The organism is Burkholderia ubonensis (assembly GCF_902833085.1).
Lineage (GTDB): Bacteria > Pseudomonadota > Gammaproteobacteria > Burkholderiales > Burkholderiaceae > Burkholderia > Burkholderia ubonensis.
In genome coordinates, this window is sequence record NZ_CADFEB010000002.1 from 638,333 (window position 1) to 663,016 (window position 24,684).

Here is a 24,684-nt window from a genome sequence, read left to right on the forward strand (position 1 = left end):
AAGGATGCGTTAGCGTGAACACCGACTTCGAAGCCACTCGTCCCGCGCTCGGCGCCGCCGGCGTGTTCGCTCGCCTGCGCGCGCTGCTGCGCATGGGGCCGGCCGACGGCCGCGTGTCCACGTTGAGCCGGCTCGCGATCGACGGCCTGCCGGACGAATGGACGCAGCTCGACGCGGGCGGCCTGTATGCGGTCTATGCGGCCGCGCGCACGCCCGCATGCGATGCGCTCCTGTGGGAAAGCGCGCGCCAGGCGCGCACCCGCGACGTGACGGTCGCGCTCGCGCGCGACCACGCGAGCGTCGCCGCGCAACTGGGCGAGCGGGGCTTCGCGGGCGCCGCGCTCGCGCCCGGCTGGCCGCGCAACCTGAACGTGCTCGCGATGCCGCCGGCGGCTGCCGACTCACAGCCGGACGCCGCGCACGCCGGGCCGGGCACGTTCGCGCGCCTGATGGGCGGGTTCCGCGCGATGAAGCGCTTCGGCTTTCATGCCCGCTCGCTGTATTTCGTCGAGGGCGCGGAGCGCTGGTTCAGCTGGAACGATCCCGCCGCGCTGGCGGAAGAGGGGCGCGCGTTCGCGGACTGGTGCCGGATGCACCGGATCGCGGTCGTGCTGCTGATGAACCCCGACGCCGGCCACGCGAGCGCGGACGACGCGGGCACCGACGACCTGCCGCTCGTGCGCGATGCGCGCCGCACCCGGCGCAGCGCGTTTCACAGCGTCTGCGCGGGCGTCGCGCAACTGCAGCGCACCCACGGCGAACTGCTGTGGGTCGTCGATTTCTGGCGCGCGGGCGACACGCTCGCTGCCGGCGAGGTGCGGCCGCTGCGCTTCGCGCCGAGCGGCCGGCTGTCCGCGATCTTCGATGCCGATGCGCTCGCGCAGCCGCGCCAGATGAAGCTCGCGAGCGACGAGGACCGGGTGGTCGTGAGCCGCGCGGTGGTCGACGGCGAAAGCTGGGTGCCGAAGGACTGGGAGATCGTCGACGACAACGCCGCGGTGGTTGCCGCGTGCGCGAAGGCGCAGGCGGCGACCGCCGTGCTCGCGTTCCGCACCCGCACGCAGCTCGAGGCGCTGTGCGCGGACGTGCACACGCTGCGGCGGCAGTGCGGCGGCGCGCTGAAGATCACGATCGTCGAGCGCGGCGAGGTGCTGCGCCATCAGTTCGAGATGCTGGTGCTGAGCCTCGGCGCGAACAGCGTGATCGGGCGCGACCTGCCGTTCTCGCGGCTGCAGGCCGCGGTGCGCTCGCTGCACGGCCAGCTGCAGGCGCGGCCGGTCGCGGCCGATTACCGCGCGGCGCTCGCCGCGGCGCTCGGCGACACGGTGCTCGGCTACCTGCCGGTCGGCGCGTTCTGCCTGCGGACCCGCGCGGTGCTCGATCGCGGCGCGGTGCTCGCGCTGTCGCACACGCTCGTGAAGATGACGCTGCTGCCCGGCGTCGCGCACGTCGACGCGCTGCGGCACTGCCAGCCGCGCCGCGCGGGCGACGTGGTGACGGCCGACGCGGAGCACCTGTACGTGTTCCTGTTCGCGTGCGAGCCGGCCGACGCGGACGAAGCGCTCAAGCGGATCTTCGACGTGCCGGTCGACACGCTGTCCGACCGGGTCGTGCGCCTCGCACACGGCAGCATCGACGCGGAGCTGAACGCGCTGAAGGCGGAGAACCGGCGCGCGCCGATCGCCGACTACAGCGACCTGTTCGCGGCCGCGCACCCGGCGGGCGGCGCGCAGGCGGGCGCGGCCGATGCGGCGGAAGTGGCGGAAGTGGCGGAAGCGTCGGCTGCCGCCGGTGATGCGGGCGACGTGCCGGCACAGTCCACCGACGCGGCGGCGCCGCCGCCGGACGACCCGCCGGCCGCGCCCGGCCCGCACCCTGTCGTCGCCGCGCGCGCGCGCGGCGCCACCCGCAGCGCGATGCCGCTGCGCAAGCCGGAGGCCCCATGATTGCCGACATCGTCATCGGTTTCGTCGTCGGCATCGCGATCGCGGTGCCGGTCTGGATCATCGCGCGGCACCTGGGCCTCGGCCGCGGCTTCCGCGCGCCGCGCCGGATCGATCCGCACGACGTGGTGCCGTGCGAGATCGTGCCGGTCGCGCTGCGCGGCCGGCTCCTGCCCGGGGCCGCCGACGTGGCCGCCGCCGCGGGCCGCGAGGAGGCGCGATGAAGACGATCGCCGTCACGTCGACAGCCGGCGGCGCGGGCCGCACGACGCTCACCGCCGCGCTGGCCGTGCTGCTCGCGCGCCGCGGCCGGCCGGTGGTCGCCGTCGAGTTCGATCCGCAGAACCTGCTCGGCGCGCACCTCGGCCTCGACACGCTGTCCGGCGCCGGTCTCGCGCAGAGCCTGCTCGGCGACCCCGAGCCGTGGCATGCGCATACGTGGCGCAGCGCCGACGGCGTGCTGTTCGTTCCGTACGGGTACGTCGATGCGGCGCAGGCCGCCGCGTGCGACGCGCGGCTCGCCGCCGATCCGCCGTGGCTTTCGCGCGCGCTCGGCGAGATCGCGCTGCCGGCCGACGGCGTCGCGCTGATCGACACGGCGCGCTGCCCGTCGCTGCACGCCGAGCACGCGATCCGCGGCGCGGACCTGACGCTCGTCGTCGTGCCGCCCGAGCCCGCGGCGTGCGCGACCGTCGCCGCGCGCCTCGACGCGCTGAGGGCGGGCGGCGGCGCGCTGCAGATCGTCGTGAACCGGCTGAATCCGGCCCGCGACATGCAGCGCGACGCGCTCGCGATGCTGCGCGAGGTGGCCGGCCCGGCGGCGATCCTCGACCAGCGCATCCACCTCGATGCCGCCGTGCCCGAATCGTTCGCGCGCGGCAGCTGGATCTTCGACGATGCGCCGTATTCGCAGGTGTCGCACGACCTGCACGGCGTCGCGAACTGGGTCGACGCGTGGCTCGGCGCCGCCGTGGCCGGGCGGACCGGGGGCCGTCGGTGAAGCCCGCCGCATCCGTTGCCACATTCGCCGCCGGATTAGCCGCCGCCGCGCGTGCGTTCGGCCGCCGCGCGCTCGACTGGCTCGCGCGCGGCATCGGGCTGCCCGCCGAGCGTACGCTGCTCGACTGGGTCGTGCGGCTGTTCTTCCACGCGCCGCGTTCCGGGCGGCCCGATCCCGTGGGCCGCCGCGCGCGCGCGGCGTTCCTGCGGCTGGCCGCCGAATGGGGCGTGCTGCAGCCGCTCAGCCCGCGCGAGTGGCTGTGGCGCGCGTTCGTGCGCCCGCCGCGAAGCGCGGCCAGCCGTCCGGCGCGCGATCCGCTCGCGTGGTTCGACAAGACCGTCGTCCCCGTATATGTGTTCGTCCGCGCGATCGGGCGGGGCGTCGGCGCGCTCGTCGCGCGCCTGCCGTGGGATCGCTGGGGCGGCTGGATCGACGCGCGCGCGCAGCGGGTCGGCCGGCGCCGCTGGCTCGCGCCGCTGCTGCTCGCGGCCGGCGCGCTGTTGTGGGCGACGGCCGGCATGTCGCCGCTGATGCCCGGCGCGCAGTTCGCGTTCTTCCTGATCGTCGCCGTGCTCGCGCTCGGCCTGCGCCGCCTGCCGGGCCACATGCCGACGCTCGCGCTCGCGTCGCTGGCGCTGCTCGCGATGGTGCGCTACGTGTGGTGGCGCGCGACCCAGACGCTCGATTTCCGCAGCCCGCTGGAGGCGTGGGCGGGCTACCTGCTGTTCGCGGCGGAAGCCTATACGTGGCTGATCCTGCTGCTCGGCTTCATCCAGACCGCGTGGCCGCTCGACCGGCCGGTCGTGCCGCTGCCCGACGATCCGGACGCGTGGCCGACGGTCGACGTGTACATCCCGACCTACAACGAGCCGCTGTCGGTCGTGAAGCCGACCGTGTTCGCCGCGCAGAGCATCGACTGGCCGAGCGCGAAGCTGCGCGTCTACCTGCTCGACGACGGCAAGCGGCCCGAGTTCGAGGCGTTCGCGCGCGAGGCCGGCGTCGGCTACCTGACGCGCGACGACAACCGCCACGCGAAGGCCGGCAACATCAACCGCGCGCTGCCGAAGACGCACGGCGAATACGTCGCGATCTTCGACTGCGATCACGTGCCGACCCGCTCGTTCCTGCAGACGACGATGGGCGTGTTCCTGCGCGACCCGAAGTGCGCGCTGGTGCAGACGCCGCATCATTTCTTCTCGCCCGATCCGTTCGAGCGCAACCTCGGCACGTTCCGCCAGGTGCCGAACGAGGGCACGCTGTTCTACGGGCTCGTGCAGTCCGGCAACGACTTGTGGAACGCGACCTTCTTCTGCGGCTCGTGCGCGATCCTGAAGCGCAGCGCGCTCGAGGAGATCGGCGGCGTCGCGGTCGAGACCGTGACCGAGGACGCGCACACCGCGCTCAAGCTGCACCGCCGCGGCTACACGTCGGCGTACCTGCCGACCGTGCAGGCGGCGGGCCTCGCGACCGAGAGCCTCGCCGGCCACGTGAAGCAGCGCACGCGCTGGGCGCGCGGGATGGCGCAGATCTTCCGCATCGACAACCCGTTCCTCGGGCGCGGGCTCGGCTTCGTGCAGCGGATCTGCTACGGCAACGCGATGCTGCACTTCTTCTACGGCATTCCGCGGCTGATCTTCCTGACGATGCCGCTCGCGTACCTGTTCTTCCACCTGTACTTCATCAACGCGTCGGCGGTCGCGCTCGCGAGCTACGTCGTGCCGTACCTCGTGCTCGCGAACATCGCGAACTCGCGGATGCAGGGGCGCTTCCGCCATTCGTTCTGGGCGGAGGTCTACGAATCGGTGCTCGCGTGGTACATCGCGCTGCCGACGACCGTCGCGTTCCTGAGCCCGAAGCACGGCAAGTTCAACGTGACCGACAAGGGCGGCAAGATCGAGGAGGGCTACGTCGACTGGTCGACGTCGAAGCCGTACCTCGTGCTGTTCGCGGTGAACGTGATCGCGATTCTCGCCGGCCTCTCGCGCCTGATCGTGGACCAGGGCGACGAGGCGTCGACGATCCTGATCACGATGGGCTGGACCGTCTACAACCTCGCGATGCTCGGCGCGGCGCTCGCGGTCGCGCGCGAGGCGAAGCAGGTGCGGGTCACGCACCGGATCGCGATGCGCGTGCCGGCGACGCTGCTGCTCGCCGACGGCACGACGGCCGCGTGCTTCACCAGCGACTACTCGGCGGGCGGCCTCGGGCTCGAGGCGGTGCCGGGCCTGACGCTCGCGACGGGCGACACGCTGACCGTGTGCGTGACGCGCGGCGACCGGCAGTTCACGTTCCCGGTGCGCGTGTGCCGCGTGAGCCCGGCACACGTCGGCGTGAGCTTCGACGCGCTGACGCTCGAGCAGGAGCGGCAGCTCGTGCAGTGCACGTTCGGCCGCGCGGACGCGTGGCTCGACTGGCACCAGGGCGAACGGCCCGACACGCCGCTGCGCGGGCTGAGGGAAGTGCTGAGAGTGGGCGTCGACGGCTACGTGCGCCTGTTGAAGGGCGTGTCGCGCAGCGCGCAGGCGATGCTGGCGCTCGACCGGGCGCGCGACTGACGCCGCCCACGATGGAGTTGTCTCGATGACGTTCTGGAACCTGTATTTCATCCTCAAGTTCGCGCTGTATGCGACTGATCGCCTGCAGCCGCTGTGGCTCGCGAACCTCGCGTTCGCGCTGGCGCTCGCGGCGAGCGCGCCGATCCGGCGGCGCGGCTGGCGCATCGTGCGTCAGGTCGCGGCGCTCGCGATCGCGGTGGCGCTCTTCGCGCGCGAGGCGCACGCGCCGCCGCTCGCGCGGCTCGCCGACGCGCTGCGCGAGGTGAGCACGTTCCGGCTCGAGTACTGGATGGAGCTGCTGCCGCGCCTGCTGCCGCCGATGCTGCTGATCGTCGTGGCCGGCGCGCTCGTCGCGTACTTCGTCGTCAACCGCTGGCTGCGCGTCGCGACCTTCGTGCTGATCGCGCTCGTCGCGCTGCCGCTGTGGCAGGCGGGCAACGGGCTCGTCGCGCGCATCGCGTCGAACGCGCAGGCGCAAGCGCAGGCGCCGTCGGCCGGCACGGCGCGCGCCGGCCAGCCGGAGGACCACAACGCGGCGCTCGCCGCGTTCCGCGCGCAGGAATCGCAGCGGCAGGCCGCGTTCGGCCATCTCGGCAACGATCCGGCGACGCAGTTCGACGTGATCGTGCTGCACGTATGCTCGCTCGCGTGGGACGACCTCGACGCGGCGAAGGTGCGCAACCATCCGATGCTGAGCCGTTTCGACTACCTGTTCACGAACTTCAGCTCGGCCGCGAGCTACAGCGGCCCGGCGGCGATCCGCGTGCTGCGCGCGAGCTGCGGGCAGGAGGCGCATGCGGACCTGTACAAGCCCGCGCCGCGGCAGTGCCAGCTGTTCGCGCAGCTCGCGCGCGCCGGCTACACCGCGCAGTCGCTGCTGAACCACGACGGCCACTTCGACGACTTCCTGGAGCTGATCCGCGACAACCTCGGCGTGCCCGATGCGCCGCTGGTGTCGAACGCGAGCGCGCCGGTCGCGATGCACGCGTTCGACGGCTCGGCGATCAAGGACGACTACGCGACGCTCGCGAACTGGTACGCGCAGCGCGCGTCGGTGCCGGGGCCGGTCGCGCTGTACTACAACACCATCAGCATGCACGACGGCAACCGCGTGGTCGGCAGTTCGCTGACCAGCATCGACTCGTATCCGCAGCGCGCGACGAAGCTGATGAACGACTTCGACCGGCTCGCCGACCTGATCGCGTCGTCGGGCCGGCGCGCGGTGATCGTGTTCGTGCCGGAGCACGGCGCGGCGCTGCGCGGCGACAGGAACCAGGTGGCCGGCCTGCGCGAGATCCCGACGCCGCGCATCGTGCACGTGCCGGTCGGCGTGCGGCTCGTCGGCTTCCCGGGCAACCACGGCACGACGACCGTGATCGACCAGCCGTCGAGCTTCCTCGCGCTCGCGCAGCTGCTGTCGAACCTCGTGTCGAACAGCCCGTTCAAGCCGGGCGCGACGCTCGCGCAATACGCGGCCGACCTGCCGCGCACGCGGATGGTCGGCGAGAACGAGGGCACCGTGACGTTGCAGACGGCCGCGGGCTACGCGGTCAAGACCCCGGATGGCGTATGGATCGACGAAAAGTGAACACACCCGACGGCGACGACGCGCGCCTGTCGCAGCCCAACGACGTGATCGGGCTCGCGCGCCATCTGCCGGCGCTCGATCCGGATCGCTACGTCGACGAGCAGGCCCGCCGCGCGTATCTCGACGCGCTCGACCGGTGGCCGGCGCTCGCGAAGCTGATGGGGTTGCGGGGGTAGGCGATGCTGAACGTACCGCACTGCCTGCCTGCTCGCCTGTTGCGCGTCGTGGCCGCCGCCGTGCTCGCGCTGCCGGTGGCCGCGCAAGCGCGCCCGCCGGTTCATTGCATTCGGCAGCCCATCGTGATGTCGGCGCCCGGCAAGCCGTTTGCGATCTACTCGCGCGATGGCGACATGCTGTATCGCGACGTCTCCGACGAAAACGGCGTCGTGAACTTCGCCGGACGAGCGTTGCCGGACGGCGCGGGGATCATTTTCGACCCGGACGGCAATCAGTTCTATCCGGAGAGGATCTGCCGCGAGGGATCTTGAGCGGGCCGCTCCGCCCGAAATGAAGAAGGGCGGCCGAAGCCGCCCTTGCCAGACTGCCGAAACGGCCGGCGTCGCGCCGGCCGATTGCACGGTTACAGGTTCGGCGACAGCTGCAGCGCGTTGGTCAGGTCGCCCATCGGCTGCGCGCCGCTCTGCTTCAGCGCGTCGTCGCGCTGCTGCAGGCCCGCGAGGCGCGGCAGCGCGTAGCGGCGCGTGATGAAGCGCAGGATCGAGCCCGTGTCGTACTGCGTGTGGTCGACGAAGCCCTTCTTCGCGAACGGCGACACGATCAGCGCCGGGATGCGCGTGCCCGGGCCCCAGCGGTCGCCGGTCGGCGGCGCGGCGTGATCCCAGAAGCCGCCGTTCTCGTCGTACGTGACGATCACGACCATGTTGTTCCACTGCGGGCTCTTCTGCAGGTGCGAGATCACGTCGGCGATGTGCTGGTCGCCCGACGTGACGTCCGTGTAGCCCGGGTGCTCGTTCAGGTTGCCCTGCGGCTTGTAGAACGTCACCGCCGGCAGCGTGCCCGCGTCGATCGCCTGGATGAACGTGGTGCCGTTCGCGCCGCCGTCGAGCAAATGCTGCGCGCGGTTCGCGCTGCCCGGCGCCTGGTTCGCGAAGTAGTTGAACGGCTGGTGGTGCGGCTGGAAGTTCGGCGTCGACAGGTCGGCGCCGTAGATCACGTTCGACGTGCCGCTCTGGCTCGCCGCGAGCGCCTGGCCCCACGCGCCGCCGTACCACGCCCACGACACGTTCGCGTTGGTCAGCAGGTCGCCGATGTTGGTCGCCGTCTGCGGCGGCAGCGTCGACGCGTTGGCCGGGTCGGCGAGCAGCGGGTCGCCGCCCGTGGCCGCCTTGTTGCCGCTCGGCTGGTACGGCGGCTGCATCGTGTTGACCGCGTAGAAGTCGGGCGTGAGCGCGCCGTCGTTGACGAACTTCGGCGGGCCGCTCAGCGCGGAAGCGGGCGAGTTCGCGGCGACGGCCAGCGACTTGCCGTCCGCGTTCAGGACTGCGATCTTGCCGGCCGCCGGGCTCGTGTTCGCGTTCGCGTAGAGCGGCGCGCATGCGCAGATCAGGTACTGGTGGTTCAGGAACGAGCCGCCGAACGCGCCCATGAAGAAGTTGTCGGCGAGCACGTACTGCTGCGCGATCTTCCACAGCGGCAGCTTCGACGGGTCCGGCGTGTAGTGGCCCATCGTCAGGCCGCCCGCGTCGGTCCACGCGGCGTACATGTCGTTCTTGCCGCCGTTGATCTGCATCTGGTCCTGGTAGAAGCGGTGCACGATGTCGCGCGTCGCGATGCTCATCGGCTGGTTGAAGCCGTTCGGATCGTCGATCGCGAACGGCGCGTTCGGCAGGTTCGCCGTCATCGCCTCGGTGACCGCCGGCGTGATGCCGGTCGCGGTCAGGCCGCCCCAGACCTTCGGCAGCGTCGCCATCGTCGAGCCGTCGCGATCCTTCTGCACCGAGTTCGCGGCCGTGGCGTTCTGCAGGCCGTTCGCGCCGGGGAAGTTGCCGTACAGGTTGTCGAAGCTGCGGTTTTCCGCGTAGATCACGACGACGTTCTTGACGGCCGACAGGCCCTGCTGCGTGACGTCGTCGCCGCCGCAGGCGGTCAGGCTGAGCGCGGCCGCGAGGGCGATCGGCGTGTAGCGAATCCAGGCGTGCTTCTTCATGCAGTGTTCTCTCTTTCGTTGTTTGTCGCGTGTGGGAACCGGGTTGTACTGGAGCCGGCGCGAAAGGTGCCGGGCGCCGACCGGCTGCGCGCATTATCTGGAACCGATTTGACAGGCGGGTGTAGGGGCGCTTTCAATTCACTGTCGGTGGAACGTCACGCAACGGTCACGGAACTGACATAAGCTCCGGCCGACTTTCCACCGCTACAAGAAGAACGACGATGCACAGCAATCCGACCTCCTTCGCGTTCGCGCGATCGTTGATCCATGCCGCGGCGGCGCTGGCGCTGGCCGCCGGGCTCGCGGCGCTCGCCGGCTGCGATGCAAGGCCCGGCGCGAGCGCGCCGGTCGTGCCGGCCGCGCAGGCCGCGCAGGCCGCACCCGCGCCCGCGCCCGCGGTCGCGCCGGCCAGCCAGCCGCAGACGCGCGCGCAGGTGTTCGAGGGCGTGAAGCAGATGACGGCGCTCGGCAAGCAGCTGTTCTTCGATCCGTCGCTGTCGGGGGCCGGCAAGCTCGCGTGCGCGTCGTGCCACAGCGCCGAGCATGCGTTCGGGCCGCCGAACGCGCTGTCGGTGCAGCTCGGCGGCGACGACATGCGTCGCGCCGGGTTCCGCGCGGTGCCGTCGCTGAAGTACCTGCGCGGCATTCCGCCGTTCAGCGAGCACTTCCACGATTCGCCCGACGAGGGCGACGAAAGCGTCGATGCGGGCCCGACGGGCGGGCTGACGTGGGACGGCCGCGTCGACACGCGCGATGCGCAGGCGCGCATTCCGCTCACGTCGCCGTTCGAGATGAGCAGCTCGCCTGCGAAGGTCGCGAAGGCGGTGCGCGCGGCGCCGTATGTCGACGCGTTCCGCAAGGCGTTCGGCGACAAGGTGCTCGCCGACGACCAGGCGACCTTCGACGCGGTGCTGCGCGCGCTCGACGCGTTCCAGCAGCAGCCGGCGCTGTTCGATCCGTACACGAGCAAGTACGACGCGTACCTGGCGGGCAAGGCGCAGCTCACGCCCGCCGAGCTGCGCGGGCTGCAGCTGTTCAACGACGAGAGGAAGGGCAACTGCGCGAGCTGCCACCTGAGCCAGCGCACGCTCGAAGGCGGCCCGCCGCAGTTCAGCGATTTCGGGCTGATCGCGATCGGCGTGCCGCGCAACCGCGCGCTGCCCGTCAACCGCGACCCGCGCTTTTACGATCTCGGCGCGTGCGGGCCGGAGCGCACCGATCTGAAGGGGCGCGGCGAGTTCTGCGGGCTGTTCCGCACGCCGTCGCTGCGCAACGTCGCGACGCGCAAGACGTTCTTCCACAACGGCGTCTACCACTCGCTCGAGGACGTGATGCGGTTCTACGTCGAGCGCGACATCCATCCGGAGAAGTTCTATCCGGTCGTTCACGGCAAGGTGCAGCGCTTCGACGACCTGCCGAAGCGCTACTGGGACAACATCAACCGCGAGCCGCCGTTCGACCGCAAGCCGGGCGACCAGCCGGCGCTGAACGAGGCCGAGATCAAGGACGTGATCGCGTTCCTGAACACGCTGACCGACGGCTATCAGGCCGCGGCGACGCAGGCGAGCCGCTGAGCGGCGCGTCCGGCGGGGCACGCATGCTATCCTCGCTGGCTGACGCGCGGGGCGACGAAGGTCGCGCCGCGCGGTTCGATCGATCAGCCAAGGAGAACAACATGTCGATGCGTGCATCCCTTTCCATCGTCGCGCGCCTGCTGGCCGGCGCCGCGTGTGTCGCCGCCGCGCTGCCGGCGCAGGCGCAAAGCAATCTCGGTTTCCTGAACGACACGCCGATCACGTACTTCAGCAAGGCGGACGTCGCGTCGCTGACGAAGGCCGTGCAGCAGGCCCGCGACGAGGGCAAGGACGGCGAAACCACGACCTGGCAGAACAGCGGCGGGCGCACGCCGCTCGAAGCGAAGCTCACGCCCACGACGTCGGACAAGGACGGCAAGACCTGCCGCGAGATCGCGACCGAGATCGCCGCGAAGGGCCAGTCGATGACGCTCAAGCCCGTCTACTGCAAGACCGCCGCGGGCAAGTGGCAGCTGCAGAAGCGCTGAGCGCAGGGCCGATGAGAGCGGGCAGCGCGCCGCGCACGGTGTCGTGCGGCGTCGTGATCCTCGACGCAGCGGGACGCGTGTTCCTCGCGCACGCGACGGACACGACGCACTGGGATATCCCGAAAGGGCAGGGCGAACCCGGCGAATCGCCGATCGACGCGGCGCTGCGCGAGCTGCTCGAGGAAACCGGGATCGCGCTTGCACCGGAGCGGCTCGTCGATCTCGGCCGCTTCGTCTACCGCCAGGAAAAGGATCTGCACCTGTTCGCGGTGCGCGTCGCCGACGACGAGCTGGACCTGGCCCGCTGCGTGTGCACGTCGCTGTTCCCGAGCCGGCGCGACGGGACGATGATCCCCGAGATGGACGCGTATCGCTGGACGGCGCCCGGCGACGTCGACGCGTATGCGAGCCGCAGCCTCGCGCGGCTGTTCCGCACGACGCTGTCGCTCGCGGAGCTGCACCGGCGCCTGCCGCGCGCGTGAGCGTGGCGGCGGCCAAACAAAAACCCGGCTCGCGAGCCGGGTTTTTTGATGATCGCGCGAGGGCGGCACTGCGCCGCGCCTCGCAGGGCAGTCGGACCGTCAGGCCGGCTTGCCCCAGCTGTCGCGCAGCCCGACGATCCGGTTGAACACGGGGTGGCCCGGTTTCGAATCGACGCGATCGGCGACGAAGTAGCCGTGGCGCTCGAACTGCAGACGCGTTTCCGGCGCGACGTCGCCGGCACCCGGCTCGACATACGCCTGCACGATCTTCTTCGAATCGGGATTCAGCGCCTCGAGGAAGTTCGCGCCGCCTGCGTCCGGATGCGGCTCCTTGAACAGGCGGTCGTAGATCCGCACTTCGGCCGGCTGCGCATGCTTCGCGCTGACCCAGTGGATGTTGCCCTTCACCTTGTAGTTGTTCGCGCCGTCGGTGCCCGACTTGCTGTCCGGGAAGTAGTTGCAGTGCACGGCCGTCACGTTGCCGTCGGCATCCTTGTCGAAGCCCGTGCATTCGACCACGTAGCCGTAGCGCAGCCGCACCGTGTTGCCCGGGAACAGGCGGAAATAGCCCTTCGGCGGCGTCTCGACGAAGTCCTCGCGCTCGATCCACAGCTCGCGCGAGATCGGGAACGTGCGCAGGCCGCGCTCCGGATGATGCGGATGCACGGGCGCCGTGCACGCTTCTTCCAGGTCTTCCGGGTAGTTGTCGATCACGAGCTTCAGCGGATCGAGCACCGCGACCGTGCGCGCCGCCTTGGCGTCGAGGTCGTCGCGCAGCGCGCCTTCGAACACGCTCATGTCGATCCACGAATCGACCTTGGTCACGCCGATCCGCTCGCAGAACAGCTGGATGCTCTCCGGCGTGAAGCCGCGGCGGCGCACGCCGACGATCGTCGGCATCCGCGGATCGTCCCAGCCGTCGACGTGGCCTTCGGTCACGAGCTGCAGCAGCTTGCGCTTGCTGGTGATCGCGTACGTGAGGTTCAGCCGCGAGAATTCGATCTGCTGCGGCAGCGGGCGGGTGAACACGCCGGCGTCGGCCAGCTCGTTCAGCACCCAGTCGTACAGCGGGCGGTGATCCTCGAATTCGAGCGTGCACAGCGAGTGCGTGATGCCTTCGAGTGCGTCCGAGATGCAGTGCGTGTAGTCGTACATCGGATACACGCACCACGTGTCGCCGGTGCGGTAGTGGTGCGCGTAGCGGATCCGGTAGATCACCGGGTCGCGCATGTTCATGTTCGGCGAAGCCATGTCGATCTTCGCGCGCAGCACGTGCTCGCCTTCCTGGAACTCGCCGGCCTTCATCCGGCGGAACAGGTCGAGGTTCTCGTCGGGCGTGCGCTCGCGGAACGGCGACGGCTTGCCGCCTTCGGTCAGCGAGCCGCGGTTCGCGCGCATCTCTTCCGCGCTCTGGCTGTCGACGTACGCCTTGCCGCGCTTGATCAGCAGCTCGGCGAATTCGTAGAGCTTGTCGTAGTAGTCGCTCGCGAAGTACTGGTGGTCGACCGCGTCCTTGCGCCAGTCGAAGCCGAGCCAGCGCACCGCGTCGACGATCGAGTCGACGTATTCGACGCTTTCCTTTTCCGGGTTCGTGTCGTCGAAGCGCAGGTGGCACACGCCGCCGTAGTCGCGCGCGACGCTGAAGTTCAGGCAGATGCTCTTCGCGTGACCGATGTGCAGGTAGCCGTTCGGCTCCGGCGGGAAGCGGGTTTCGACGCGGCCGGCCCATTTGCCCGTGCGGTTGTCGTCGTCGATGATGTTGCGGATGAAATTGGAGGCCGCGGGGGCGTCGTTGCGTTCGGTGCTCATGCGGATAGAGTCAGGTTTGGATCGGCGCGCGCCGCGCCGCCGGTTTAATCTTGCTTAATCTTGTAATTCTACCTGAGCGGGGTTCGGCCCGTGCGCGTTGCGCGTAGACGTCGCGCGCGGGCGGCGCGGCCGCGCATTATCTCGACATTGTGTCTGCTGTAACACGACGTAAATCGGATTGCCCGCGGGATTCGGCGTTTCCTATGATCACAGCACCGATTCAATGCCGCCGCAGCGTCGTCCGCGAGGCGGGAGGAACTGAACAACCATGAAGAAAACCACCTTTATCGTTCGCACCGCGGTGATCGTCGCGGCCCTGTCCCAGCTCGGCGCGTGCGCGATGACGCACACGCAGCGCAATGCCGGCATCGGCGCGGCCGCGGGCGGCGCGCTCGGCTACCTGATCACCGGCGGCCCGGTCGGCACGGTTGCCGGCGCGGCGGCCGGCGGCCTGGTCGGCGCCGGCGTGCGCTGATCGCAGCCGGCGCGCATGAGCGCCGGCCGGTCGCGACGGTGTCCGTGACGCGTCGCGACCGATCGATCCACCGCACATCCATTCCGCGATTCGACAGGCAGCCTCAGGGAGGAGCGGGTGTGCGACACTTCGTCGACGTCATATAACGACATTCCCCGTCGACGAATTCTTCATGAACGATGCTCTCGTTTTCGTGCTGCCGGGCTACGGCAACTCCGGCCCGCTCCACTGGCAAAGCCGCTGGGAGCGGGCCGATCCGCGTTTCGTGCGCGTCGCGATGCCCGACTGGGACCGTGCGTTCCGCAACGGCTGGTGTCTCGCGCTCGACCGGGCGGTAGAAGCCGCGCCGGGCCCGGTCACGATCGCCGCGCACAGCCTCGGCACGCTGACTACCGCATGGTGGGCGACGCGCTATGCGCGGCCGGCCGCGCTCGAGAAAGTGCGCGGCGCGCTGCTCGTCGCGCTGCCCGATCCCGTCGGGCCGGCGTTTCCGGCCGACGCGCACGGCTTCGGCCCCGTGCCGCACGAACGGTTGCCGTTTCCGACTTGCGTGGTCGCGAGCAGCGACGATCCGTACGGCTCGCTCGCGTTCGCACGCGGCTGCGCGAACGCGTGGGGCAGCACGTTCCATGACCTCGGCCCGCGCGGCCACATCAACGCGGACAGCGGGCTCGGCGACTGGCCGCAAGCGCGCGGCTGGCTCGATGCGATGGGGACGACTGACTGACCGCCGGTCGTGGTTCATCGAATCGGACACGTTTTTTAACCAAGCGCGAATTTCATGTGATGCGTCGCGGCGCGCTGTGAGCCTTGCTGCCCGTACGATTGTCGTGGGCGCGACGCGCAATCGACTGCACTTTGTGGCGAACCCCATGACTTTGTGATCGGCCAGGCCGGTACAGTGACGGCCTGTTCAATTCGATCGGAAGGAGGGGGCCATGTCGAGCGGCGCAAGGCGGAATCAGCAGGTCGGTGGAAAAAAATCGTCGGCGGCGAAAAGAATCGTCGTCGACCTCTCGAATCAGCGCGTGGAAGCGTTTGAAGGGGCAGCGAGGGTGTTCCGCTTCGATTGTGTGACTGGAGACAGTGAGCATCCGACCGATCGTGGTGCCTTCCGCATCATGCAGAAATACCCGACTTATCGCAGTCGTGCCTATAACGTGCAAATGGATTACGCGATGTTCTTCACGGGAGACGGCAAAGCGCTTCACCAGTACCACGGGCCGATGCCGCTGTCGCTTGTGAGAATGGCGCGCAATACCGTCAGCGACTGGTTCGGATCGCACGGCTGCGTACGCCTGGCCGAGGCTGATGCGAAACGACTGTACGAGTGGGCTCCGAGGGGAACCGTGGCGCAGGTATCGTGAAGATCGCATCGGCAACGCGATTCGCGATCCCGTGTCTGGCGATGCTGGTCGGTGTGCTCGCCGGCTTCGGCTGGCGCAGCCTCGCCGACTGGACCGACAGCCCCATACGGATCGATCCCGGCACCGACTTGCTCAGCGTGCTGCCCGACGAGGTGATGGCGCTGACCTATACGACCGCCGCGCTGACACTGACCGCGCAGCGCTCACAGCCGGCGGCGCGGTTCGCCGTGCAGGTGACTTATGCTGACGGTCGTGCCCCCCGGCAATGCGTGGCGTCGGCGGATCTGGCCGCGCATCTTGAGTCCCTTTCGACGATCGTCGCGCAACGACAGGTCGATCTGGCCGACCTCGCGCGCGAATTTCCACGGCAGGTCGGGCGACTGGACATCCGTGATCGCATCGCGGCCGAGCCGCCGCCGTCGCTCGTCTTCCTGGCCGCGGCGGATTCGGACGCGGTCGCCGTCACCGTCGATAGTCTGTCGGCCGGGCACGGTGGTTACGCGGCGCTCGTGCGTTCGCCAACGCGCGCGGCGCTTGCGGCGCTGGCCGGCGGCTGCGATACGCTGGCCCGGCGCTGACCGGACGGCGGGCGCCCCCGTTCCGGCCCGCCGCCGCGCCGCTCAAATCGCCTGCTTCGCCTTCAACGCCGCGATCCGCACATCGTCGTAGCCGAGCATGTCGCGCAGCACGTCTTCCGTCTGCGCGCCGAGCAGCGGCGGGGCCGTGCGCGCATCGGGCGGCGTCGCGCTCATCCGGATCGGATTGCGCACGAGCTTCACGTCCGCGCCGCACGGATGCGGCAGCGACACCTGCATGCCGCGCGCGAGCACCTGCTCGTTGTCGAACACCTCGTCGAGTTCGTTGATCGGCCCGCACGGCACGCCGGCCGCTTCCAGCGCGCCGATCCAGTCGGCCTTGCCGCGCGCCTTCACCATCTCCGCGAGGATCGGCACCAGCGTGTCGCGATGGCGCACGCGCGACGGGTTGGTCGCGAACCGTTCGTCGTCGGCCAGCTCGGGGCGGCCGCCGGCCTCGACGAACTTGCGGAACTGCCCGTCGTTACCGACCGCGACGATGATCCAGCCGTCGCTCGTCTGGAACGTCTGGTACGGCACGATGTTCGGATGCGCGTTGCCCCAGCGCACCGGCGGCTTGCCGCTCGCGAGGAAGTTGGTGTTCATGTTCGCGAGCAGCGCGACCTGCACGTCGAGCAGCGCCATGTCGATGTACTGGCCTTCGCCCGTGCGGTCGCGGTGCGCGAGCGCGGCGAGCACGGCGATCGTCGAATAGAGGCCCGTGGCGAGATCGGCGATCGCGACGCCGGCTTTCTGCGGGCCGCCGCCCGGCTCGCCGTCGCGCTCACCGGTGATGCTCATGAAGCCGCCGATCCCCTGGATGATGAAGTCGTAGCCCGCGCGGTGCGCGTACGGGCCCGTCTGGCCGAAACCCGTGACCGAGCAATAGATCAGGTCCGGCTTCACAGCGCGCAGCGAGTCGTAATCGAGCCCGTATTTCTTCAGCTGGCCGACCTTGTAGTTCTCGAGCACGACGTCGCTCTGCGCGGCGAGCTCGCGCACGATCTGCTGGCCTTCGGGCGTCGCGATGTCGACGGTCACCGAACGCTTGTTGCGGTTCGCAGCAAGGTAGTACGCGGCTTCGGCGGTGTCCGCGCCGTTCGCGTCCTTCAGGTACGGCGGCCCCCAGTGGCGCGTGTCGTCGCCGGCGCCCGGGCGCTCGACCTTGATCACGTCGGCGCCGAAGTCGGCAAGCGTCTGCGCGCACCATGGGCCCGCGAGCACGCGGGTCAGGTCCAGCACGCGGATATGGCTCAGGGCACCCATCGTCGATTCGTCTCCTTGTTGACTTGGCCGTGCCGCGCGGCGCGGACGAGGCGAGCGGCATGGCGAGCATCTTAAGGCGAATCGCGCGCGCGTGGCCCGGCAACCCCGCGATCGGGGCGGAATCGGACAAATGCAGCCCGAAGCGGGCTGAAAACGGGTTCAAGTCTGACGAAACGAGCGCTGCCCGGGCCCACCGGCCGCGCACCCGGATCTATCCCGTATAATCGATCGTTTCAGAAACCTGCCGCCGTGCGCCCGCAAGGGTCGCCGGCGTTTGAAGCGTCTTAGCCAGACCGTCCCCGCACGCCATGAAAGCTGCCGAAATCCGCGAGAAATTTCTCAAATTCTTCGAATCGAAGGGCCACACGATCGTCCGCTCGTCGAGCCTCGTGCCCGGTAACGACCCCACGCTGATGTTCACGAATTCGGGCATGGTCCAGTTCAAGGACGTCTTTCTCGGCACGGACCCGCGCCCGTATTCGCGCGCCACGACGGCGCAGCGCAGCGTGCGCGCGGGCGGCAAGCACAACGACCTCGAGAACGTCGGCTACACGGCGCGCCACCACACGTTCTTCGAGATGCTCGGCAACTTCTCGTTCGGCGACTACTTCAAGCACGACGCGATCAAGTTCGCGTGGGAGCTGCTGACCACGGTCTACCAGCTGCCGAAGGAAAAGCTGTGGGTCACCGTCTACCAGGAAGACGACGAGGCGTACGACATCTGGGCGAAGGAAGTCGGCGTGCCGACCGAGCGGATCATCCGCATCGGCGACAACAAGGGCGCGCGCTACGCGTCGGATAACTTCTGGACGATGGGCGACACGGGCCCGTGCGGCCCGTGCACGGAAATCTTCTACGACCACGGCCCGGACGTGTGGGGCGGCCCGCCGGGGTCGGCCGAGGAAGACGGCGACCGCTACATCGAGATCTGGAACCTCGTGTTCATGCAGTTCAATCGCGACGCGCAGGGCAACATGACGCGCCTGCCGAAGCAGTCCGTCGACACCGGCATGGGCCTCGAGCGTCTCGCCGCGGTGCTGCAGCACGTGCACAGCAACTACGAGATCGACCTGTTCCAGAACCTGATCAAGGCCGCCGCGCGCGTGACCGAGATCGGCGACCTCACCAACAACTCGCTGAAGGTGATCGCCGATCACATCCGCGCGTGCTCGTTCCTGATCGTCGACGGCGTGATCCCCGGCAACGAAGGCCGCGGCTACGTGCTGCGCCGGATCGTGCGCCGCGCGATCCGCCACGGCTACAAGCTCGGCCGCAAGGGCTCGTTCTTCCACAAGCTGGTGGCCGATCTCGTCGCCGAGATGGGCGCCGCGTATCCGGAGCTGAAGGAAGCCGAGCAGCGCGTGACCGACGTGCTGCGCCAGGAAGAAGAACGCTTCTTCGAGACGATCGAGCACGGGATGTCGATCCTCGAGGCCGCGCTCGCCGAAGTCGAAGCGAAGGGCGGCAAGGTGCTCGACGGCGAACTCGCGTTCAAGCTGCACGACACCTACGGCTTCCCGCTGGACCTGACGGCCGACGTGTGCCGCGAGCGCGGCATGACGGTCGACGAGCCGGCGTTCGACGACGCGATGGCGCGCCAGCGTGAGCAGGCGCGCGCGGCCGGCAAGTTCAAGGCCGCGCAGGGCCTCGAATACACGGGCGCGAAGACGACCTTCCACGGCTACGAAGAGATCGCGTTCGACGACGCGAAGGTCGTCGCGCTGTACGTCGACGGCTCGTCCGTCAACGAAGTGAAGACCGGCCAGGATGCGGTGGTCGTGCTCGACCACACGCCGTTTTACGCGGAATCGGGCGGCCAGGTCGGCGACCAGGGCGTGCTCGCGAATGCGTCGACGCGCTTCGCGGTCGGCGACACGCTGAAGGTGCAGGCCGACGTGATCGGCCACCACGGCACGCTGGAGCAGGGCACACTCAAGGTCGGCGACGTGCTGCGCGCCGAGATCGACGCGCACCGCCGCGCGCGCACCCAACGCAACCACTCGGCCACCCACCTGATGCACAAGGCGTTGCGCGAGGTGCTCGGCTCGCACGTGCAGCAGAAGGGCTCGCTCGTCGACGCGGACAAGACCCGTTTCGACTTCGCGCACAACGCGCCGCTGACCGACGACGAAATCCGTCGCGTCGAGCGGATCGTCAACGACGAAATCCTCGCGAACGCGCCGGGCATCGTGCGCGTGATGCCGTACGACGAAGCGGTGAAGGGCGGCGCGATGGCGCTGTTCGGCGAGAAGTACGGCGATGAAGTGCGCGTGCTCGACCTCGGCTTCTCGCGCGAACTGTGCGGCGGCACGCACGTGAGCCGCACGGGCGACATCGGCTTCTTCAAGATCGTCGTCGAAGGCGGCGTCGCGGCCGGCATCCGCCGCGTCGAGGCGATCACCGGCGACAACGCGGTGCGCTACGTGCAGGATCTCGACGCCCGCGTGAACGAAGCGGCGGCCGCGCTGAAGGCGCAGCCGTCGGAGCTGACGCAGCGCATTGCGCAGGTTCAGGATCAGGTGAAGTCGCTCGAGAAGGAACTGGGCGCGCTGAAGTCGAAGCTCGCATCGAGCCAGGGCGACGAGCTCGCGCTGCAGGCGGTCGAAGTCGGCGGCGTGCACGTGCTGGCCGCGACGCTCGACGGCGCGGATGCGAAGACGCTGCGCGAAACGGTCGACAAGCTGAAGGACAAGCTGAAGAGCGCGGCGATCGTGCTCGCGGCGGTCGAAGGCGGCAAGGTCAGCCTGATCGCGGGCGTCACGGCGGACGCGAGCAAGAAGGTCAAGGCCGGCGAACTCGTGAACTTCGTCGCGCAGCAGGTCGGCGGCAAGGGCGGCGGCCGTCCGGACATGGCGCAGGCGGGCGGCACCGAGCCGGCGAACCTGCCGGCGGCGCTCGCGGGCGTCAAGGGCTGGGTGGAAGAGCGGCTCTGAGCGTCGTGAGCGGCGCGGCGCCCGAGCGGGCGGCGCGTTGCCGTTGACGGAATCGCATGAGACGGCCCGATCGGCATTCGCCGGTCGGGCCGTCTTGTGTTTACGGCGCGAGCGCAGGGCGACAGGCGGTTCCCGGCCGCCTCAGGCCGGCAGCGCCACCCGCGGTCCGGTCACGCCGGCCGGCCGCGCCGCCTGCTCGAGCGCGTCGCGCAGTTCGGCGAGCGCCGCCGACGCATAGCCTTGCCGCCACGCGAGCAGCGTGTCGATTCCCTCCAGTTCGGGAATCGCATGCACGGCGACGTTGCCGGTCTCGGGCTGCAGGTCAAGCACCGACCGTGGCGCGACCGCGACGCCCGCGCCGGCCGCGACGCACGCGACGATCGCGTGGTACGAGCCGAGTTCGAGCACGCGCGCCGGCTTCGTCCCGTGCGCCGCATACCATTGCTCCGCGTATTTTCGGTATGCGCAGCCGCGCTCGAACGCGACCAGCGTCGGCAGGATCACGTCGCGCGGCGTGCGCACGGGCGGATGGCCGCGCGGCGTCAGCAGCAACAGGTCCTCGCGAAACACGGGCACCGTGGCGAGCGTGTCGGGCAGCGCGCCCGGCTCGGGCGGGCGTGCGAACAGCGCCGCGTCGATCTCGAATTCGCGCACTTTCTCGATCAGCCAGCCCGTCGTGCCCGTCACGAGCTCGAGCGACACGTCGGGCCACGCATGGTGATAGCGGGCAAGCACGGCGGGCAGCCGGCTCGCGGCCGTGCTCTCCATCGTGCCGAGCCGCAGCCGGCCGCGCGGCCGGTCCTCGCGCACCGCGTGGCGCGCCTCGTCCGCGAGCGCGAGCAGGCGCTCCGCGTACGGCAGCAGCGTCTCGCCCGCGGGCGTCAGCACGAGCCGCCGGCCGTCGCGCACGAACAGCGCCGCGCCCAGTTCCTCCTCGAGCTGCTTGATCCGCGTCGTGACGTTCGACTGCACGCGATTGAGCTTCGCCGCCGCGCGCGTCACGCCGTTCTCGCGGACGACGGCCCGGAAAATCGCCAGCGCCGCCAGGTCCATGATTCTCTCCAAGTGATGAATAGATTCTAAATTATTCATTTTTAGAGAATGGTTGGTCAAGCTAGGATCGAAGCATTCCAGTCTCCGTTTCGGCCGCCGCCCCGTCGCCCAGCCATGTCGCCGCCCATACCCCGTTCCGACCCGCATTCCGTCCCCCCGTTTGCCGCTACGCACGCGCGCCCGGCACACGACGCCGACCGTCGCGCCCGCACGGCCGCGCTCGCGTGCATGATCGGGCTGGCGGTCGCGCTCGGCGTCGGCCGCTTCGCGTTCACGCCGCTGCTGCCGCTGATGCTCGCCGACGGCTCGATCGGCCTGAAGGCCGGCAGCTGGCTCGCGTCGGCGAACTACGCGGGTTACTTCGTCGGCGCGGTCAGTTGCGCGGCGGTGCGCGTCGCGCCCGCGCGGATGGTCCGCCTCGGGCTCGCGGCGACCGTGCTGCTCACCGCCGCGATGGGCGTCGGCCATCTGCTGCCCGTGTGGCTCGCGGTGCGCTTCATCGCCGGCGTCGTCAGCGCATGGACGTTCGTGTTCGTGTCGCAATGGGGGCTGCGTCGGCTGGCCGAACTTCACGCGCCGCAATGGAGCGGGGTGATCTACACGGGGCCCGGCGTCGGCATCGTGCTGACGGGGCTGATCGGCAGCGCGCTGGCCGGCCATCGCGCGGCGCCGGGCTGGCTGGGCTTCGCGGCGTTGTCGGCCGTGCTGTCGGTCGCGATCTGGCGCACGTTCGTCGCGACGTCGGCGGCGGGCGGGCCATCGCCCGGCGGCGCCGTGCCGCCTGCAGCGGCCGTTGCCCAGCCGGCCGCCGCGCGCGGCCATCGCGCGGACGCCGCGTGGCTCGTCGTGCTGTACGGGGCGCCGGGCTTCGGCTACATCATCACGGCGACGTTCCTTCCGGTGATCGCACGCGCGGCGCTGCCGGCCGGCTCGCCGTGGCCCGACCTGTTCTGGCCGATGTTCGGCGCGGCGCTGATCGTCGGCGCGCTGGCGGCCGCGCGCCTGCCCGCGCACTGGGACAACCGGCTACTGCTCGCGCTCGGCTGCGCGACGCAGGCGCTCGGCATCGCGGCCGGCATCGCATGGCCAAGCGCGGCCGGCTTCTCGGTCGGCAGCGCGCTGCTCGGCCTGCCGTTTACCGCGATCACGCTGTTCGCGATGCGCGAGGCGCGGCGCCTGCACGGCGAGCGCGCGGCGGGGCTGATGGGCTATGCGACCGCGTCGTACGGCGTCGGGCAGATCCTGGGGCCGCTCGTCGCGGCGCCGCTGGTCGCGCGGTACGCGTCGTTCACGCCGGTACTATGGCTCGCGGCCGCGGTGCTGCTGGCCGGGGCGGCGGGCTTTGCGACGATCGCCGTCGTACGCCGGCATCGAACAGGATAAATCAATAGGATTGCGATGTTTCTGTTCGCGCCGGTTGATACGCGTCTCTATTTGAACGAAAAAATGCTGCGCGAATTTCGTACCTGCTCTACATACACACTGGCTTTCGATCTGTAATATGCCCCGGATCATTTGACTGCCGGCGAGTGCCCGGCAGCTCGACTTCGGGTGCTGTGACGCAATGTTGGTAGAACCAATCAGAATCGTCGTCCGTTGCCGTGACGACATCGACCGTTTTCCTGTGGCAGGTCCTCGCGCGGCCGGTGAGTGTGCCGAGGTGATCGAAGCCAGCGGCATGCGGTTGCGGCGCGCGGCCGCGGGCGTCGGCCGCGCGATGTGCCTGTCGCTGCTGTGGGGAACGGGCGCCGCGAGCCTGTCCGGGCACGCGTATGCGCAGGCGCCGAACGCTGGTGCGGCGATGCGCGACATCGAAACGTCCCGGCCGAACCTGCCGCCGGAAGCCGCGCCCGACCTCGAGATCGTGCCGTCCGGCAGCGCCGCGCAGACGCCTGCCGAAACCGGGCCGCGTATTTTCGTGAGCAGGTTCGAGATCGGCGGCAATACCGTATTCGACAGCGCAACGCTGCAGGCACTCGTCGCCGATCTGGCCGGCGATGCGCTGGGCTTCGCCGATCTTCAGCGCGCGGCCGAGCGGATCTCCGCCTTCTATCGCGCGCGCGGCTACGTGCTCGCACGTGCCTATCTGCCGAAGCAGGAGATCGACGACGGCGTCGTGCGCATCGAAGTCGCCGAAGGGCGCTACGGCCGCATCGAAATCCAGAACCATTCCCGCGTATTCGACGCCGTGCTGCGCCAGCCGCTCGCGGCACTGCATCCGGGCGACGTCGTCCGTGGCTCCAGTCTCGAGCGCAGCCTGCTGCTGCTCGACGATCTGGCGGGCGTCGGCGCGCGCGGCACGTTGCGCCCCGGCGACGCGCCCGGCACCACCGATCTCGTCGTCGAGGCCCGGCGCGCGGCGCCTGCCTCCGGGTCGCTCGAATTCGACAACTTCGGCGACGCGTCGACGGGGCGCTACCGCATCGGCGGCAGCGTCGACGTCAATGCGCCGCTGCGGCTCGGCGATCGCCTGAGCCTGCGCGGGCTCGTCAGCAACGAACGGCAACGCTATTACCGCGCCGCCTATCAGGTGCCGGTCGGGCCGGCGTCGACGCGGGTCGGGGTCGCGTATTCGTCGCTGCACTACCGGCTCGCCGGGGACTTTTCCGATCTCGACGCGAGCGGGCGCGCGAGCGTGCAGACCGTGTACGTCGCGCAGCCGATCGTGCGTGCGCGCAACGCGGGCCTCACGGCCCAGATTCAGTACGAGAACAAGAACCTGCATGACGAATACAGCGTCTTTTCGTTGCGCAACGACAAGAACGTCGGCCTGTGGACTTTCGGGCTCAGCGGGAACAGCCAGGACGGCTGGCTGGGCGGCGGACGCAACGGTTTCTCGGTGATGTTCGGCGTCGGGCGCTTGCGCAGCAACGATGCGTTGGGAGCGAACGAGATGACGAACGCGATCGGCAGCTTCACGAAGCTGAACCTGAACCTGCAGCGCATTCAGGCCGTGGGCAGCCGGTTCCAGGTGTACGCGCAGGTCAGCGCGCAGCTTGCGTCGCGCAATCTCGATGCGTCGGAGAAATTCAGCCTCGGCGGCCCGTACGGCGTGCGCGCCTACGCGCTCGGCGCGGGCAGCGGCGATCAGGGCTGGCAGGCCAGCGCGGAGCTGCGTTATCTCGTCGCGCCGGGATGGCAGGTCAGCACGTTCGTCGACGCGGGCCACGTGCAGCTCAACCGGCATCCGTGGACGCGTGAACGGAACAAGCAACGCATGCAGTCGGCGGGGTTCGGCGCGAGCTGGTTCGGCACGAGCCGGCAGGTGACGCTGACGGCCGCATTGCCGCTCGGCAGCGGAGGCGATTCGCCGACCCGCGCGCCGAGCTTATGGGTTCAGGCCGCTCAGTATTTCTGAGCGTGCGTGATCGTCGCCCGTCTTGTGCGGGTGTTCAAAAACCAAATGAAG

The 24,684-nt window shown here is 69.8% G+C and carries 21 protein-coding genes; 17 read left to right on the plus strand and 4 right to left on the minus strand.

All coding sequences use genetic code 11. The features are described from left to right. The first annotated feature begins 14 nt into the window (after window positions 1–14). The 7 genes from bcsE to HWX31_RS06975 are packed head-to-tail and all read left to right on the plus strand — an operon-like array spanning window position 15 to window position 7,574. Window positions 15–1,946, plus strand: a complete 1,932-nt coding sequence (gene bcsE, locus HWX31_RS06945) for a cellulose biosynthesis protein BcsE (protein WP_175933884.1) — start codon at window positions 15–17, stop codon at window positions 1,944–1,946. Further along, window positions 1,943–2,167, plus strand: coding sequence for a hypothetical protein (locus tag HWX31_RS06950; RefSeq protein WP_059483642.1), 225 nt, complete (start codon window positions 1,943–1,945; stop codon window positions 2,165–2,167). Before bcsE ends, HWX31_RS06950 begins: the two co-directional genes overlap by 4 nt. Next, window positions 2,164–2,943, plus strand: coding sequence for a cellulose biosynthesis protein BcsQ (gene bcsQ, locus HWX31_RS06955; RefSeq protein ID WP_174966135.1), 780 nt, complete (start codon window positions 2,164–2,166; stop codon window positions 2,941–2,943). Before HWX31_RS06950 ends, bcsQ begins: the two co-directional genes overlap by 4 nt. Further along, window positions 2,940–5,498, plus strand: coding sequence for a UDP-forming cellulose synthase catalytic subunit (gene bcsA, locus HWX31_RS06960; RefSeq protein ID WP_174966134.1), 2,559 nt, complete (start codon window positions 2,940–2,942; stop codon window positions 5,496–5,498). Before bcsQ ends, bcsA begins: the two co-directional genes overlap by 4 nt. A 25-nt stretch (window positions 5,499–5,523) precedes the next feature. Then, entirely contained in the window at window positions 5,524–7,086 is a 1,563-nt protein-coding gene (gene bcsG / locus HWX31_RS06965) for a cellulose biosynthesis protein BcsG (RefSeq protein ID WP_174966133.1), read from the plus strand. Beyond that, window positions 7,068–7,262, plus strand: coding sequence for a hypothetical protein (locus tag HWX31_RS06970; protein WP_174966132.1), 195 nt, complete (start codon window positions 7,068–7,070; stop codon window positions 7,260–7,262). The genes bcsG and HWX31_RS06970 overlap by 19 nt, the downstream gene beginning before the upstream one ends. 3 nt (window positions 7,263–7,265) lie before the next feature. Then, on the plus strand, window positions 7,266–7,574 hold the full coding sequence (locus HWX31_RS06975; protein WP_174966131.1) for a hypothetical protein: 309 nt from the start codon (window positions 7,266–7,268) through the stop codon (window positions 7,572–7,574). Window positions 7,575–7,666: 92 nt separating this feature from the next. Here HWX31_RS06975 and HWX31_RS06980 read toward each other — a convergent pair whose 3' ends face one another. After that, on the minus strand, window positions 7,667–9,253 hold the full coding sequence (locus HWX31_RS06980; RefSeq protein ID WP_174966130.1) for an acid phosphatase: 1,587 nt from the start codon (window positions 9,251–9,253) through the stop codon (window positions 7,667–7,669). A 221-nt stretch (window positions 9,254–9,474) separates the two neighbouring features. On the opposite strand from HWX31_RS06980, the gene HWX31_RS06985 reads away from it, so the two are divergent. From HWX31_RS06985 to HWX31_RS06995, 3 genes are all read left to right on the plus strand, one after another. Then, window positions 9,475–10,827, plus strand: a complete 1,353-nt coding sequence (locus tag HWX31_RS06985; RefSeq protein WP_175933885.1) for a cytochrome-c peroxidase — start codon at window positions 9,475–9,477, stop codon at window positions 10,825–10,827. Between the two features lie 101 nt (window positions 10,828–10,928). Further along, window positions 10,929–11,315 (plus strand): hypothetical protein, encoded by a 387-nt coding sequence (locus tag HWX31_RS06990; protein WP_174965921.1) that lies wholly within the window; start codon window positions 10,929–10,931, stop codon window positions 11,313–11,315. Between the two features lie 11 nt (window positions 11,316–11,326). Continuing rightward, a complete protein-coding gene (locus HWX31_RS06995) occupies window positions 11,327–11,797 on the plus strand; it encodes an NUDIX hydrolase (protein ID WP_174965920.1) in 471 nt (156 codons plus the stop codon). Between the two features lie 99 nt (window positions 11,798–11,896). Here the strand turns inward: HWX31_RS06995 and HWX31_RS07000 are convergent, their stop codons facing one another. Next, window positions 11,897–13,606: a glutamine--tRNA ligase/YqeY domain fusion protein gene (locus HWX31_RS07000; RefSeq protein WP_174965919.1), complete on the minus strand. Its 1,710-nt coding sequence runs from the start codon at window positions 13,604–13,606 to the stop codon at window positions 11,897–11,899. A gap of 268 nt (window positions 13,607–13,874) precedes the next feature. On the opposite strand from HWX31_RS07000, the gene HWX31_RS07005 reads away from it, so the two are divergent. The 4 genes from HWX31_RS07005 (at window position 13,875) to HWX31_RS07020 (ending at window position 16,026) form a co-directional block, all read left to right on the plus strand. Continuing rightward, window positions 13,875–14,081 carry an ornithine acetyltransferase gene (locus HWX31_RS07005; RefSeq protein ID WP_059616161.1) on the plus strand — a complete coding sequence of 69 codons (207 nt, stop codon included), beginning with the start codon at window positions 13,875–13,877 and terminating at the stop codon, window positions 14,079–14,081. A 172-nt stretch (window positions 14,082–14,253) separates the two neighbouring features. Then, window positions 14,254–14,808 (plus strand): RBBP9/YdeN family alpha/beta hydrolase, encoded by a 555-nt coding sequence (locus tag HWX31_RS07010; RefSeq protein WP_174965918.1) that lies wholly within the window; start codon window positions 14,254–14,256, stop codon window positions 14,806–14,808. Between the two features lie 211 nt (window positions 14,809–15,019). Continuing rightward, window positions 15,020–15,448: a L,D-transpeptidase gene (locus tag HWX31_RS07015; protein ID WP_174965917.1), complete on the plus strand. Its 429-nt coding sequence runs from the start codon at window positions 15,020–15,022 to the stop codon at window positions 15,446–15,448. Beyond that, complete coding sequence (locus tag HWX31_RS07020; RefSeq protein ID WP_244143670.1) at window positions 15,445–16,026, plus strand: hypothetical protein; 582 nt, start codon at window positions 15,445–15,447, stop codon at window positions 16,024–16,026. Before HWX31_RS07015 ends, HWX31_RS07020 begins: the two co-directional genes overlap by 4 nt. A gap of 42 nt (window positions 16,027–16,068) precedes the next feature. Here the strand turns inward: HWX31_RS07020 and HWX31_RS07025 are convergent, their stop codons facing one another. Beyond that, window positions 16,069–17,289 (minus strand): CaiB/BaiF CoA transferase family protein, encoded by a 1,221-nt coding sequence (locus HWX31_RS07025; protein WP_174965916.1) that lies wholly within the window; start codon window positions 17,287–17,289, stop codon window positions 16,069–16,071. Between the two features lie 308 nt (window positions 17,290–17,597). On the opposite strand from HWX31_RS07025, the gene alaS reads away from it, so the two are divergent. Further along, window positions 17,598–20,222, plus strand: a complete 2,625-nt coding sequence (alaS, locus tag HWX31_RS07030; protein ID WP_059614230.1) for an alanine--tRNA ligase — start codon at window positions 17,598–17,600, stop codon at window positions 20,220–20,222. A 141-nt stretch (window positions 20,223–20,363) separates the two neighbouring features. Here alaS and HWX31_RS07035 read toward each other — a convergent pair whose 3' ends face one another. Further along, a complete protein-coding gene (locus tag HWX31_RS07035; protein ID WP_174965915.1) occupies window positions 20,364–21,275 on the minus strand; it encodes a LysR family transcriptional regulator in 912 nt (303 codons plus the stop codon). Window positions 21,276–21,389: 114 nt separating this feature from the next. Here HWX31_RS07035 and HWX31_RS07040 point away from each other — a divergent pair, with 114 nt between their 5' ends. Then, a complete protein-coding gene (locus tag HWX31_RS07040; RefSeq protein ID WP_425129504.1) occupies window positions 21,390–22,658 on the plus strand; it encodes a YbfB/YjiJ family MFS transporter in 1,269 nt (422 codons plus the stop codon). A 334-nt stretch (window positions 22,659–22,992) separates the two neighbouring features. After that, a complete protein-coding gene (locus tag HWX31_RS07045) occupies window positions 22,993–24,633 on the plus strand; it encodes a ShlB/FhaC/HecB family hemolysin secretion/activation protein (protein ID WP_174965923.1) in 1,641 nt (546 codons plus the stop codon). The last annotated feature ends 51 nt before the right edge of the window (window positions 24,634–24,684 follow it).